This is a genomic window from Streptomyces sp. NBC_00525 (genome assembly GCF_036346595.1).
Taxonomy (GTDB): domain Bacteria; phylum Actinomycetota; class Actinomycetes; order Streptomycetales; family Streptomycetaceae; genus Streptomyces.
In genome coordinates this window covers 400,075-412,911 of the sequence record NZ_CP107834.1, presented here as the reverse complement: position 1 = coordinate 412,911, position 12,837 = coordinate 400,075, and the positions used below count along the sequence as shown (strand labels likewise).

Annotated in this window: 13 protein-coding genes; 5 read left to right on the top strand and 8 right to left on the bottom strand. The window is 72.4% G+C overall.

Annotated elements, in window-relative coordinates; translation table 11 throughout:
- Nucleotide 1: 1 nt before the first annotated feature.
- Nucleotides 2-949: a methionyl-tRNA formyltransferase gene (locus tag OG710_RS01780; RefSeq protein WP_330237769.1), complete on the bottom strand. Its 948-nt coding sequence runs from the start codon at nt 947-949 to the stop codon at nt 2-4.
- A 248-nt stretch (nt 950-1,197) separates the two neighbouring features.
- Between OG710_RS01780 and OG710_RS01775 the strand changes: the two genes are divergently transcribed.
- The gene (locus OG710_RS01775; protein WP_330237768.1) at nt 1,198-2,538 is read left to right on the top strand and encodes a lysine N(6)-hydroxylase/L-ornithine N(5)-oxygenase family protein; all 1,341 of its coding nucleotides are present in this window, start codon (nt 1,198-1,200) and stop codon (nt 2,536-2,538) included.
- 46 nt (nt 2,539-2,584) lie between these two features.
- Nucleotides 2,585-2,797, top strand: coding sequence for an MbtH family protein (locus OG710_RS01770; RefSeq protein WP_111334784.1), 213 nt, complete (start codon nt 2,585-2,587; stop codon nt 2,795-2,797).
- Between the two features lie 79 nt (nt 2,798-2,876).
- Here the strand turns inward: OG710_RS01770 and OG710_RS01765 are convergent, their stop codons facing one another.
- On the bottom strand, nt 2,877-6,251 hold the full coding sequence (locus OG710_RS01765) for a pyruvate carboxylase (protein WP_330237767.1): 3,375 nt from the start codon (nt 6,249-6,251) through the stop codon (nt 2,877-2,879).
- Between the two features lie 257 nt (nt 6,252-6,508).
- On the opposite strand from OG710_RS01765, the gene OG710_RS01760 reads away from it, so the two are divergent.
- Nucleotides 6,509-7,312 carry an IclR family transcriptional regulator gene (locus tag OG710_RS01760; protein WP_330237766.1) on the top strand — a complete coding sequence of 268 codons (804 nt, stop codon included), beginning with the start codon at nt 6,509-6,511 and terminating at the stop codon, nt 7,310-7,312.
- A 33-nt stretch (nt 7,313-7,345) separates the two neighbouring features.
- Here OG710_RS01760 and ligD read toward each other — a convergent pair whose 3' ends face one another.
- The 5 genes from ligD to OG710_RS01735 all read right to left on the bottom strand — a co-directional run bounded on the left by ligD (nt 7,346) and on the right by OG710_RS01735 (nt 10,532).
- A complete protein-coding gene (gene ligD, locus OG710_RS01755) occupies nt 7,346-8,314 on the bottom strand; it encodes a non-homologous end-joining DNA ligase (protein ID WP_330237765.1) in 969 nt (322 codons plus the stop codon).
- A gap of 51 nt (nt 8,315-8,365) precedes the next feature.
- Entirely contained in the window at nt 8,366-8,566 is a 201-nt protein-coding gene (locus OG710_RS01750; protein ID WP_330237764.1) for a hypothetical protein, read from the bottom strand.
- Nucleotides 8,567-8,751: 185 nt separating this feature from the next.
- Nucleotides 8,752-9,384: a class I SAM-dependent methyltransferase gene (locus OG710_RS01745; protein WP_330237763.1), complete on the bottom strand. Its 633-nt coding sequence runs from the start codon at nt 9,382-9,384 to the stop codon at nt 8,752-8,754.
- A gap of 94 nt (nt 9,385-9,478) precedes the next feature.
- Nucleotides 9,479-10,213, bottom strand: a complete 735-nt coding sequence (locus tag OG710_RS01740; RefSeq protein ID WP_330237762.1) for an SDR family NAD(P)-dependent oxidoreductase — start codon at nt 10,211-10,213, stop codon at nt 9,479-9,481.
- 136 nt (nt 10,214-10,349) lie between these two features.
- Nucleotides 10,350-10,532, bottom strand: a complete 183-nt coding sequence (locus OG710_RS01735; protein WP_111334794.1) for a DUF6381 family protein — start codon at nt 10,530-10,532, stop codon at nt 10,350-10,352.
- A gap of 151 nt (nt 10,533-10,683) precedes the next feature.
- Here OG710_RS01735 and OG710_RS01730 point away from each other — a divergent pair, with 151 nt between their 5' ends.
- The gene (locus tag OG710_RS01730; protein WP_330237761.1) at nt 10,684-11,373 is read left to right on the top strand and encodes a ribonuclease H family protein; all 690 of its coding nucleotides are present in this window, start codon (nt 10,684-10,686) and stop codon (nt 11,371-11,373) included.
- A 187-nt stretch (nt 11,374-11,560) separates the two neighbouring features.
- Nucleotides 11,561-12,292: a CDP-alcohol phosphatidyltransferase family protein gene (locus tag OG710_RS01725; RefSeq protein WP_330237760.1), complete on the top strand. Its 732-nt coding sequence runs from the start codon at nt 11,561-11,563 to the stop codon at nt 12,290-12,292.
- On the opposite strand, the gene OG710_RS01720 is transcribed toward OG710_RS01725, so the two are convergent.
- A complete protein-coding gene (locus tag OG710_RS01720) occupies nt 12,261-12,707 on the bottom strand; it encodes an adenylyltransferase/cytidyltransferase family protein (RefSeq protein WP_330237759.1) in 447 nt (148 codons plus the stop codon). The two genes, OG710_RS01725 and OG710_RS01720, sit on opposite strands and share 32 nt — an antisense overlap.
- Nucleotides 12,708-12,837 lie beyond the last annotated feature (130 nt).

Sequence of the window (12,837 nt, the reverse complement as noted above, 5' to 3'; positions counted from 1 at the left end):
TTCAGGGACGGCTGGTCAGATAGCCGCCCATGGAGGTGAAGTACTCCGTCGCGGGCAGCTCGCGGCCGTCCTCGGTGCGGACCCGGGTGATGGCCAGCCCCCGGTTGCGGCCGGTGCGGGCGTCCGCGCCCGCGACGATCACGACGCCGTCGCCCTCGCGGTAGAAGATCCGGCCGGGCGTGCCGCCGTAGCGGCCCTCGGAGACCACGCTCGCCAGCACCTCGATCCGCTTGCCGCGGTGGAAGGTGAAGGCGCTCGGGTACGGGGCCGACTGGGCGCGCACCAGGCGCTCCAGGTCCTCGGCGGGCCAGTTCCAGTCGATCCGGATGTCCTCCTCGGCCCGCTTGTGGAAGAAGGTGGCCTGCGAGCGGTCCTGCGGGGTGAACTCCGTCTGCCCGTCAGCGATCAGGGCGAGCGCCTTGGTGGTGACGGGGGCGATCAGATCGACGGTCTTGTGGAAGAGATCCGTCGCGGTGTCCCGCGGGCCGACCGGGACGGACTCCTGGCGGACGATGTCGCCGGCGTCGAGCTCGTCGTTCATCATGTGCGCGGTGACGCCGACTTCGCTCTCACCGTTGATGAGGGCCCAGATCAGCGGCGAGAAGCCCGCGTACTTCGGCAGCAGCGAGTCGTGGACGTTCAGGGTGCCCCGGCGGGGGAGCGCGAAGATGCGCGGCGGAATCCACGTACGCCAGTTGTTGGCGACGATGACGTCCGGGTCGGCCGCCTTCAGCGCCTCGAACAGCTCGTCGTCGTCGGGGCGGTTGCGGATGAGGACCGGGACGCCGTGCTCCTCGGCGAGGTCGGCGACGGAGTCGCTCCAGATCTTCTCGTAGGCGTGCTCGCTCCGGGGGTGGGTGACGACCAGCACCACGTCGTGCTCGGAGTCCAGCAGGGCTTGCAGGGTGCGATGCCCCCAGGTCTGGTAACCGAACATGACGACCCGCATGGGGTTCCTCCTCGACGTAGAGACAGAGCCGGACAAGTAAAGCAAGCCTTACCTTATCTCGCAACGGGCGCACGAAGCGCACCAGTTGAGGCCGTCCGTGCGGCAAGTGTGTCCGAATAGCGCCTATCGACAGCGTTGACGGATTAGCTTAGGCTCACCTAAGTTCATGGGGCCGCTGCTTCGGCGTGCCCTTTCCTCGCCCGTTTCCCCACATCCGACTGGCGGCTTCCCCGCACGATGGGAGTGACATGTCACAGGCTCGTCCTGGCGACGCAGCACCGGTCCACGACCTCATTGGAATCGGCTTCGGGCCGTCCAATGTGGCCATGGCGATCGCGATCAGCGAGCACAACGCGCGCTCCGGGACGCGAGAAGCGGTGACGGCCCAGTTCTTCGAGCAGCAACCGGCCTTCGGCTGGCACCGCGGCATGCTCATCGACGACGCCACCATGCAGGTCTCCTTCCTCAAGGACCTGGTGACACTCCGCAATCCCGCCAGCGAGTTCAGCTTCCTCTGCTTCCTGCAGAGCAGGGGACGCCTGATCGACTTCATCAACCACAAGAACCTCTTCCCGCTCCGGGTCGAGTTCCACGAGTACTTCGAGTGGGCCGCCTCCCGCGTGGCCGACCTGGTCTCCTACGACCACGAGGTCGTCGGGGTCGCCCCCGTCCCGCACGACGGCGCCGTCGAATACCTGGACGTGACGGTGCGTTCGGGAGAGGGCCTCACCGTCCACCGCACCCGCAACCTCGTCATCGGCACCGGACTGCGCCCCCGGCTGCCCGAAGGCGTCGAGCGCGGCAACCGCGTCTGGCACACCTCCGAACTCCTCAACCGCGCCGGTGAACTGGAAGGCACCTCGCCCTCCCGCTTCGTCGTCGTGGGCGCCGGCCAGAGCGCCGCCGAGAACGTCGCGTATCTGCACCGCACCTTCCCGGACGCCGAGGTCTGCGCGGTGTTCTCGCGCTACGGCTACAGCCCGGCCGACGACAGCTCCTTCGCCAACAAGATCTTCGACCCGGACGCGGTGGACGAGTACTTCGCCGCCCCCGACGACGTCAAGCGCCGGCTGATGGACTACCACGGCAACACCAACTACTCCGTGGTGGACATCGACCTGATCGACGATCTGTACCGGCAGGTGTACCGCGAGAAGGTCCTCGGCACCGAGCGGCTGCGCTTCCTCAACGTGTCCCGGCTCACCGACGTCAAGGAGACCCCGGACAAGGTCCGCGCCACCGTGACGTCACTCGTCACCGGCGAGGAGACCCTCCTGGACGCCGACGTCGTCGTCCTCGCCACCGGCTACCTCCCGGCCGACCCGCTCGGCCTGCTCGGCGAGGTCGCCGACCTCTGCCTGCGCGACGAGGAGGGCCGCGTACGCGTCGAACGCGACTACCGCCTCACCACGGACGCCGCCCTGCGCACCGGCATCTACCTCCAGGGCGGTACCGAGCACACGCACGGCATCACCTCGTCGCTGCTGTCCAACACCGCGATCCGGGTCGGCGACATACTCGAATCCGTCCTCGCCCGCGGCGGCGCGACCCTCGCCGACGCCCCGCGTCCCGTCGCCGAAATGCCGTGACCGCGCCCGTCCCCTCCCCACCACCTTCACCCCGGAGGCACCCCGTATGAGCACCAACCCGTTCGACGACCCCGAAGGCCGCTTCCTCGTCCTGGTCAACGACGAGGGACAGCACTCCCTGTGGCCGTCCTTCGCCGACGTACCGGCCGGGTGGAGCGTCGCCCTCGACGAGAACAGCCGCGAGGCGTGCCTGGAGTACGTGGAGAGCCACTGGACCGACCTGCGCCCCCGGTCCCTCGCCGCGTCGATGGACGCCTGACCCGGCGCCCGGCGCGCCCGGACGGCGAAGCCCGCCCCGGTGGAAGCACCTCCACCGGGGCGGGCTCCGCCGCGCGCGATCAGCCGATCTCGATGAGCAGATCGCCCGCCTCGACCTGCTGCACCCGGCCGATGGCCAGCCGGCGCACGACCCCGGCCGACTGGGCGGTGATCGACGCCTCCATCTTCATCGCCTCGATGGTGGCCACCGTCTGACCCGCCGACACCGACACACCCTCCTCCACCTGGAGCGTCACCACCCCGGCGAACGGCGCCGCGACATGGCCCGGATTCGAGCGGTCCGCCTTCTCCGCCGCCTTCACCTCGGTCGCCACCGACCGGTCCCGCACCGACACCGGCCGCAACTGCCCGTTGAGCGTCGCCAGTACGCTGCGGAAACCGCGCTCGTCCGCCTCGGAGATGGCCTCCAGCTCGATCAGCAGCGTCACCCCCGGCTCCAGCGTCACCGGGTGCTCGGTCTCCGGTTCGAGCCCGTACAGAAAGTCCGAGGTCGGCAGCACCGACGTGTCGCCGTACGCCTCCCGGTGCGCGGTGAACTCCTTGGTCGGGCCGGGGAACAGCAGCCGGTTCAGCGTCGCGCGCGGCGACTCGCGCAGCGCCTCGCGGTCCTCCGGCGACAACCGGGGCGTCTGCGCCTTCTCCGGACGGCCCTGGAGCGCGCGGGTGCGGAACGGCTCCGGCCAGCCGCCGGGCGGGTCGCCCAGCTCACCGCGCAGGAACCCGATCACCGAGTCCGGCACGTCGAACTTGCCGGGGTCCGACTCGAAGTCCGCCGCCTCCACACCGGCACCCACCAGATGCAGCGCCAGGTCCCCGACCACCTTCGACGACGGGGTCACCTTCACCAGCCGGCCCAGCATGCGGTCGGCCGCCGCGTAGCAGTCCTCGATCAGCTCGAAGCGGTCCCCGAGCCCCAGCGCGATGGCCTGCTGCCGCAGGTTGGACAGCTGCCCGCCCGGAATCTCGTGGTGGTAGATCCGGCCGGTCGGCGAGGCGAGCCCCGACTCGAAGGGGGCGTACACCTTGCGGGTCGCCTCCCAGTACGGCTCCAGGTCGCCGACCGCCTGGAGGGACAGGCCCGTCGCCCGCTCGGTGTGGTCGGTCGCCGCCACCAGCGCGGACAGCGGCGGCTGGCTGGTGGTACCGGCCATCGAGGCGACGGCCGCGTCCACCGCGTCCACCCCGGCGTCGATCGCCGCCATCAGCGTGGCCAGCTGCCCGCCCGCCGTGTCATGGGTGTGCAGATGCACCGGCAGGTCGAACCGCTCCCGCAGCGCCGTCACCAGCGTGCGCGCGGCCGGCGGACGCAGCAGCCCGGCCATGTCCTTGATGGCGAGCACATGCGCGCCCGCCTCGACGATCTGCTCCGCCAGCCGCAGGTAGTAGTCCAGCGTGTACAGGCTCTCGCCCGGATCGGACAGGTCGGCGGTGTAGCACAGCGCCACCTCCGCCAGCGAGGTGCCGGTGGCACGCACCGCGTCGATCGCCGGACGCATCTGCGACACGTCGTTGAGGGCGTCGAAGATCCGGAAGATGTCCATCCCCGCCGACGCGGCCTCGGACACGAACGCCTCGGTCACCTCGGCCGGGTAGGGCGTGTAACCGACCGTGTTGCGGCCGCGCAGCAGCATCTGCGTACAGATGTTGGGCACCGCCTCACGGATCTTGACCAGCCGCTCCCACGGGTCCTCCGCGAGGAAGCGCAGCGCCACGTCGTAGGTCGCGCCGCCCCAGCACTCCAGGCTCAGCAACTGCGGCACGGTGTGCGCGACATGCGGGGCGACCGCCAGCAGATCACGGGTGCGGACCCGGGTGGCCAGCAGCGACTGGTGCGCGTCGCGGAACGTGGTGTCGGTGACGGCCACCGCCGGCCGCGCCCGCAGCTCGGCGGCGAACGCCTCCGGACCCAGCTCGGCCAGCCGCTGCCGGGAACCGGGCGGCGGCGTCCCCGGCGGCAGCGCGGGCAGCTTGTCCGCCGGATCGATGACCCGGGGACGCGGCCCGTACGGGCGGTTGACCGTGGTCTCCGCCAGATAGCTGAGCATCCGGCTGCCCCGGTCCGCCGACGGACGGGTCCGGATCAGCTCCGGATGGGCGTCGATGAAACCGGTCGTGACCCGCCCCGCCCGGAACTCCGGATGGTCCAGCACCGCGCCCAGGAACGGCAGGTTGGTCGCCACCCCGCGGATGCGGAACTCGGCGATCGCCCGGCGCGCCCGGCGGGCCGCGTTGGCGAAGTCGTGCCCGTGACAGGTGAGCTTGACCAGCATCGAGTCGAAGTGCGCCGACACCTCCGCGCCCGTGTGGACGGTCCCGCCGTCCAGCCGGACACCCGGACCGCCGGGGGAGCGGTACGCGGAGATGGTGCCGGTGTCCGGACGGAAGCCGTTGACCGGGTCCTCCGTCGTGATGCGGCACTGCATCGCGGTCCCGGTGAGAGTGATGTCCTCCTGGGACAGGTGCAGTTCGGGCAGCGTCATACCCGCCGCGATGCGCAGCTGGGCGATCACCAGGTCGCGCCCGGTGACCTGCTCCGTCACCGTGTGCTCGACCTGGATGCGCGGGTTCATCTCGATGAAGACATGGTTGCCGCGCTCGTCCACCAGGAACTCGACGGTGCCCGCGTTCACGTAGCCGATGTGCCGCGCGAAGGAGACCGCGTCGGCACAGATCCGGTCCCGCAGCGCCGGGTCCAGATTCGGGGCCGGGGCGATCTCCACGACCTTCTGGTGGCGGCGCTGGAGCGAGCAGTCCCGCTCGTAGAGGTGCACCACGTTGCCCTCGGCGTCGGCCAGGATCTGCACCTCGATGTGGCGGGGGTTGATCACCGCCTGCTCCAGGAACACCGTCGCGTCCCCGAACGCGGAGCGCGCCTCGCGCATCGCCGCGTCGATCGCGTCCCGCAGCTCCGCGGGCTCGGCGACCCGGCGCATCCCGCGCCCGCCGCCACCGGCCACCGCCTTCACGAAGACCGGGAAACCGATCTCCTCCGAGGCCGCGACCAGGGCGTCCACGTCCTCGGACGGCTCCGACGACTTCAGCACCGGCACACCGGCCTCGCGGGCCGCCGCCACCGCACGCGACTTGTTGCCCGTCAGGTTCAGCACCGACGCCGGCGGCCCCACGAACGTGATGCCCGCCGCCGCGCACGCCGCCGCCAGGTCCGGATTCTCCGACAGGAACCCGTAACCGGGATAGATCGCGTCCGCCCCGGCCCTGCGGGCCGCCTTCACCACCTCGTCCACCGACAGATACGCCCGCACCGGATGGCCCGGCTCACCGATCCGGTACGCCTCGTCCGCCTTCGCCCGGTGCAGGGAGTTGCGGTCCTCGTGCGGATACACGGCCACCGTGGAGATGCCGAGCTCGAACGCCGCGCGGAACGCGCGGATGGCGATCTCCCCGCGGTTGGCGACCAATACCTTGTCGAACATCAAACTCCCCAGTCGTGTCACGAGGGCGTCAGGGACGGCCGCACGGCGACGGGCACACGTGTCCTCGGAAACCGTACGGCGGTGGCGATGCGCTCCGTGACCCTCCGGGTCCGGAGTGTTCGACACCGTACCGGAGACTTCCCCGGAGATCGCGAGCACAAAAGATGGCTTGCGTCACGTCCCGGAAACCTCCCTCCACCGCACCCCTTCCCCAGGACGTTTTGCCGCTCCCCGGCAGCCGGGCCATGCTGGTGGGCATGGCCGACCACGCCGGCCCCGAACCCGTCGCCGCCGTCCGGTGCTCCCTCCGCCTGCTGGAGGCCGCCGGGCAGCACGGGAACGGGGCGACCGCGCAGCAGCTGGCCCGCGAGGCGGGGCTCCCCCCGGACGCGGCGCGCGAGCTGCTGTCCCTGCTGGTCGGCGACGGATTCCTGGCGGAACGGGACGACCACACCTTCGTCCTCGCCGAGACGGACACGGTCGCGGACCCGGTCCCCGGCGCGGACACGGAGACGTGCGCCGGCACCGATCCGGCCGCCGGAACCGGCGCACGGCAGGGGATCGCGCGCGTCCGGCCCGCCCTCGCGGCCCTGCGCGACCAGCTGGACGCCGCCGCCTATCTGACCCTCTACGTGGACGGCGAGATCCGGGTCATGGAGATCGTCGACAGCGTGAGCGCCCCGCGCGTCGACCTGTGGGTCGGCCTCGACGAGGCCGGGCACGCCACCGCCCTCGGCAAGAGCGTCCTGCGTGAACTGGACGAGGAGGCGCGCGCCGACTACCTCTCCCGGCACGAGCTGACCGGGCTCACCCCGCGCACCATCACCCACGAGGAAGAACTCGTCCGGCAGCTCGACGGGGCGCCCGCGCCGGTCGTCATGGACCGCGAGGAGTATGTGCGCGGCACCACCTGTGTGGCGGTGCCGGTCTACCGGGGCGAGCAGATCGGCTCCCTCGGCATCTCCTTCCGCTCCGACCGGATGTACCGCAGCTCGCAGGTCCGGGCCGGCCTCCTCTCGGCCGCCGTACGCGTCTCCCGCGGACTCACCCTGCCCGGCTGACGGGGGCGGGGCCGCGAACCGTACGGCCACCGGTCAGTCCAGCCGGGTCAGGTCCGGGCGCAGCCGCTGCCACACCGGATGCCGCAGCCGTCCGGCCGCCGTCCACTGCGAGGCGGCGACCTCCGCGACCAGGCGCGGCTCCACCCAGTGCGCCCCGGCCACATCGACCGGCCCGGTGAACGGCGACGAGGGGCGGGCGATCACCCGCAGGTACTCCCTCAGCTCGCCCAGCTCCCGGTCGGACATCCCCGACCCCACCGAGCCCGCGTACCGCAGCCCCGCCGGGTCGTCCACGCCGACCAGCACCGCCCCCGGCACCCCTTCGGGCGCCCCGTTGCGCTGGGTCCAGCCGCCGATGACCACGTCCAGGGTCTCGACCCGCTTCGTCTTGCGCCAGTCGGGTGACCGGACGCCCGGCAGGTACGGCGAGGTGAGCCGCTTGGCGACCACCCCCTCCAGCCCGCCGCGCACCACGGTCTCCCACGCCTTCGCGCCGCTCCCGCGCACATACGACGGCACCGACCAGTGCGGCCCGGCAGGGAGGAGCGCCGCCAGGACCGCGCGGCGCTCCTCGTAGCCCAGGGTGGTCAGCGTCCGGCCGTCCAGGAACAGCACGTCGAAGACCACCAGATGGGCGGGCAGGTCCAGCGCGAGCCGGGCCGCGCGGCGGGCGTTCATCACGCCCATCCGGCGCTGGAGCAGCCCGAAGTCCGACCGCCCCGCCGTGTCCAGGGCCACGATCTCGCCGTCCAGGACCACGCTGCGGCCCCGCAGCACCTCGCCCAGGGCGTGCAGCTCGGGATAGGTCGGCGTGACGTCGTTGCGGGCCCGCGAGGTCAGCCGCAGCGTGCCGTCGCCCGGCGTCGAGACGACGCAGCGGGCGCCGTCCCACTTGGCCTCGAAGGCCCACCCGGTGTCCGGCACGGGCAGGGGGCCCGGCACGGCCAGCATCGGTGCGATCGACGGAAGCGCCCCGGAGGCGTCCGCGGGGATGAGGGCCATGGCCCCATGATCGAGCGGCGGGCCGGTGCCCGCAGTCCGGGAGCGGGCCGCTCAGCCCGTCGGCTCGTCCGGCACCGGGTGGTCGGGATCGGCGGCGGAGTCGTCCCCCTCGCGCCCGGTGTGCGACGGCGTCGGCACGTCCATCGGGTCCTCGCCCTCCTGGACCTGCTGGTCGGGCAGGTCCGCCGGAATCGGCGGGGGACTCGGGGCCGCGCCCTTGTGGACGGGGCCTTCCGGTCTGCGGTCGGTCATGGGTTCCTCCGTCGTCGTCCCCGCGGGCGGGCGGCAGGGCACCGCTCGCCTCACCCGGCCGGGTACCCGCGGTGCGTCGGCCAACCCATTGTGGGCCGGTCGGCACCGCACGGCATGTCCGCGGGGACGCCGAACCGGCGGCTCCGGGCCGGCCCGCGACGCCGCCCCCCACGCGCCGGTCGGGCTCAGTCGCGGCGGGCGAGCAGGAACATCTGCGGCTCGGGGACGGCGGCCGGGACGGCGGGCACGAACATGGTGCTCTGCCGCGAGAGCACGGTGAACCCGGCCTCCTCCACCAGCGCCGTGAACGCGTTCTCGCCGAAGCTGGTCACCTCGACCGGCTGGCCCATGAACGTACCGCTCACGCCCTCCACGTCCAGCGGCACCGTCGCCACGGCCAGATGACCGCCCGGCCGCAGCACCCGCCCGGCCAGGCGCAGCACCTCCGCCTGATCCGGGCGCGACATCTGGAGCAGCGCGAAGTACATGCACACCGCGTCGAAGCCGGCGTCCTCCAGATCCATCCGGCGGATGTCCGCGCAGCGGAACTCGGCCGCCGGGACCTGGCGCGAGGCGATGTCCACCATCACCTGCGAGACGTCCACCCCCAGCACCTCGTGCCCCGCGTCCACCAGGGTCTGGGCCGTCGGCCGGCCGGTGCCGCTGCCCACGTCCAGCACCCGGCCGTGCGGGGGCATGACCTCCAGGAGTTGTTCCAGCGAGGCGCGGTGCGCGGCCGAACCGGCGAACGCCTCCTCGTACTCGGTACCCAGCGCGTCGAACACCGCCGCCGCGTTGCGAGGCTGTCCCGCTGCCATGGCAGACCCCTTCCTGCTCCGGTCCTGTTCCGGTGCACCCCCCACTTCTACTGCAACGGGCACACCGCCGGTGGGAAGACGCCCGTACCGCCCGTCAGCGGCCCCCGGACACCCGCAGCACCGTGCCCGTCGCGTACGAGGCGTCCGGCGAGAGCAGCCAGGCCACGGCGCCCGCGATCTCCTCCGGTTCGCCGGGGCGGCCCAGCGGGGTGCCGGGGCCCAGCCGGTCCGGACGGCCGGGGTCCGCGTGGAAGTCCGTGCGGATGACGCCGGGCGCCACCGCGTTGACGCGGATACCGGCCGGACCGACCTCCTTGGACAGGCCCACGGTCATCGTGTCCACGGCCCCCTTCGCGGCGGCGTAGTGCACGTACTCACCGGGGCTGCCCAGGGTGGCGGCGGCCGAGGACACGTTGACGATCGCCCCGCCGCCGGTCCGCGTCATGTCGCGCACCGCCCGCCGGGCACAGAGCAGATAGCCCAGGACGTTGACCTCCAGGGCGCGCCGCATCCCCGCCGCGTCGGCGTCGGCCAGCGGGCCGACCGGGCCGCTGGTGCCGGCGTTGTTGACCAGGCCGGTGACCGGGCCCAGCTCGGCCGCCGCCGTGTCGAAGAGGCGGTCCACGTCCTTCTCGTCGGCCGTGTCCGCCCGTACCACCGCACAGCGCCGGCCCGTCGTGCGCACCGCGTCGGCCACAGCCCGCGCCGCCGCCTCGTCCGAGTGGTAGGCCAGGGCGATGTCGTGCCCCTCGGCGGCCAGCCGTACGCAGACCGCCGCACCGATACCCCGGCTGCCTCCAGTGACCACCGTGACCGGCCGACCGTTCATGACGGGCCCCTCGTCTCTCGTCGTACCCGCTTGCGCGCCCATCGTAGGCAGCGGCGGCCGGGTGCCCGCGCACACGTCGGTGGACCGCCACCCACTCATGGAAGAGCGACGGTCCACCGGTCTGCGCGCCCCGTCGTCACACGGGGAGGCCGCCGCTCCCCGGGAGCTCCGGCCGCTCGCTGCGCTCGCGCAGCCTGCGGGCCTTCTCCCGCAGGCGGACGCGCTGCTCCGGGTCACGGGTGCGTTCGGCGGCCTCGGCCAGGTGCCGGGCCGTCTCGCGCAACTGGTCGGCCCCGTACACCTCGCGTACAACGCTCATCGTCACTCCTCGGGGACGGTGGGGGAGAGCGGGTCACTCCAGGGAAGCAGCGCGCCGTCACCCACGCACCACGAACCATCACCCTGTGTGAGGTGTGCAGGTGGGGGCCGGGTGGCCGGGACCGGGCCGGCGCGCTGGCATGATCGAGGGTATGAACGAGCGCATGATCGCCGCGTGTGACGGGGCGTCCAAGGGCAATCCCGGACCCGCGGCCTGGGCCTATGTGGTGGCCGACGCCGAGGGCCGGCCCCGGCGGTGGGAGGCGGGCCCGCTGGGCACCGCCACCAACAACGTCGCCGAGCTGACCGCCCTGCGCGAGCTGCTGGAATCGGTCGGCCCCGAGGTGGTGCTCGAAGTCCGGATGGACTCGCAGTACGCGATGAACGCGGTCACCAAATGGCTGCCCGGCTGGAAGCGCAACGGCTGGAAGACCTCCGCCGGCAAACCCGTCGCCAACCGCGACCTGGTGACCCGCATCGACGCACTCCTCGGCGGCCGGGCCGTCACCTTCGTCTACGTACCGGCCCATCAGGTGGACGGCGACCCGCTCAACGCGCTCGCCGACCAGGCCGCCAGCGAGGTGGCCGTCAGCCAGAGCGCCGCCGGCACCTCGCAGGGCTCGCCCACCCCCGTCCCCGCGCCCTCCCGCGCCACCGAGGGACGGCGGACCGGCACGGCGGCGAAGAAGACCGGCGGCACGGCCCGCAAGGCGGGCGGCGCCACCATCCGGGCCAGGTTCGCGGGCCGCTGCCACTGCGGCAAGCCGTACGCGGCCCAGGAGATGATCGCCAAGAACGACCACGGCTGGGGCCACCCGGAGTGCCGCACCGCCGCCGTCTGACCGCCCTCCCGGACGGCCGCGCGGCGGCCTGTGGGCACCGGATTCCGGTCAACCGGCCCCGTCCGCACACCGGGTGGGGTGATCCACCCGCGCGGGGCGCCGCCCCGTGCCATGATGCGGCTCCGGCGGCGCGCGGTGCGCCGCCGGAATGCGGTGGGGGAGCCCGCCGCGACACGCTGGGGGGCGTATGGAAGGCACGACGACGGTGCTGGGCCGGCTGCGCGGGGCGCAGAAGACGGCCAAGGGGGTGTCGCTCTACTCGCGGTACGTGAACCGCCCGGCCGGCCGGCTCTTCGCGGCCGCAGCCTTCCGGCTGGGCATGACGCCCAATCAGGTCACGCTGGTCAGCGCGGCGTTCACCTTCTCCGCCGTCGCGGGCGTGGCCCTGGCACGCCCCGGCCCCTGGACGGCGGTGCTCGTCTACCTCGGGCTCGCCGCGGGCTTCGCGCTCGACTCGGCCGACGGGCAGCTCGCCCGGCTGACCGGGCGGGGCGGGCCCGACGGGGAGTGGCTGGACCATGTCGTGGACTGCGCCAAGATGATCCTCGTCCACACCGCCGTGCTCATCGCCTTCCACCGCTTCTTCGCGCTGCCCGGCGACGGCTGGCTGCTGCTGCCGCTCGGCTTCCTGTTCGTCGCCGTGCTGACGTTCTGCGCGGGGCTGCTGCGCGAGCAGCTCGGCAAGGCGGCGGCCCGCGAAACGGCGCCGCCGCCCGAGCCCGCCGGGCCGCCGTCCCGGCTGCGGGCCGTGGCCCTGCTGCCCGCCGACTACGGGGTGTTCTGCCTGGTCTTCCTGCTGCTGGGCGACGAGACGGTGTTCCGGACGGGTTACGCCGTACTCGCCGCCGTGCACGCGCTGTTCCTCGTCGCGTTCCTGGGCAAGTGGTTCAGGGAGCTGAAAGCGCTCCGGGCGCACTGACCAGGGTGTCCAGCGCGCGGCGCAACTGGGTGCTGGAGGTGTGCACGGTGTACGGGAAGTACACCACCTCCACACCCACCTCGGCGAAGTCGCGTTCGAGCTTTCTGCCCCTGTCCGTGTCCCGCCAGTCGTCCCCCTTGAAGATGACGTCGAACCTGACCTGCTGCCAGGTCTCCACCTTCTCCGGGACGGTCTCGACGAACGCGGCGTCCACGTACCGCACGCTCCGCACGATCTCCAGCCGTTCCGGCAACGGGATCACCGGCCGGTGCCCCTTGGCGAGGGTGGCCATCTCGTCGGAGACGACCCCCGCCACCAGGTAGTCGCACTGGCTGCGCGCATGCCGAAGAATGTTGAGGTGCCCCACATGGAACAGGTCGTAGACCCCCGGCGCGTAGCCGACCCTGTGCACCATCCGTTCTCTCCCCCCACGGTGAACGTGATGTCCGATAGTCCAACGACCTTACTGTGAAGACCACTTGCTCATCTCATGAACGGATAAGCTCGCTTTTGGGGTCGTTCCCCGACGGGAACACCGGTGGCTC

Excerpts from the sequence above, each read along its gene's own strand:
- OG710_RS01760 (WP_330237766.1), top strand. The coding sequence starts at position 6,509 with ATGGCCGACCACGCCGGCCCCGAACCCGTCGCCGCCGTCCGGTGCTCC.
- OG710_RS01780 (WP_330237769.1), bottom strand. The coding sequence starts at position 949 with ATGCGGGTCGTCATGTTCGGTTACCAGACCTGGGGGCATCGCACCCTG.
- OG710_RS01730 (WP_330237761.1), top strand. The coding sequence starts at position 10,684 with ATGAACGAGCGCATGATCGCCGCGTGTGACGGGGCGTCCAAGGGCAAT.
- OG710_RS01735 (WP_111334794.1), bottom strand. The coding sequence starts at position 10,532 with ATGAGCGTTGTACGCGAGGTGTACGGGGCCGACCAGTTGCGCGAGACG.
- OG710_RS01765 (WP_330237767.1), bottom strand. The coding sequence starts at position 6,251 with ATGTTCGACAAGGTATTGGTCGCCAACCGCGGGGAGATCGCCATCCGC.
- OG710_RS01740 (WP_330237762.1), bottom strand. The coding sequence starts at position 10,213 with ATGAACGGTCGGCCGGTCACGGTGGTCACTGGAGGCAGCCGGGGTATC.
- OG710_RS01775 (WP_330237768.1), top strand. The coding sequence starts at position 1,198 with ATGTCACAGGCTCGTCCTGGCGACGCAGCACCGGTCCACGACCTCATT.
- OG710_RS01750 (WP_330237764.1), bottom strand. The coding sequence starts at position 8,566 with ATGACCGACCGCAGACCGGAAGGCCCCGTCCACAAGGGCGCGGCCCCG.
- OG710_RS01770 (WP_111334784.1), top strand. The coding sequence starts at position 2,585 with ATGAGCACCAACCCGTTCGACGACCCCGAAGGCCGCTTCCTCGTCCTG.
- OG710_RS01720 (WP_330237759.1), bottom strand. The coding sequence starts at position 12,707 with ATGGTGCACAGGGTCGGCTACGCGCCGGGGGTCTACGACCTGTTCCAT.
- OG710_RS01725 (WP_330237760.1), top strand. The coding sequence starts at position 11,561 with ATGGAAGGCACGACGACGGTGCTGGGCCGGCTGCGCGGGGCGCAGAAG.
- ligD (WP_330237765.1), bottom strand. The coding sequence starts at position 8,314 with ATGGCCCTCATCCCCGCGGACGCCTCCGGGGCGCTTCCGTCGATCGCA.
- OG710_RS01745 (WP_330237763.1), bottom strand. The coding sequence starts at position 9,384 with ATGGCAGCGGGACAGCCTCGCAACGCGGCGGCGGTGTTCGACGCGCTG.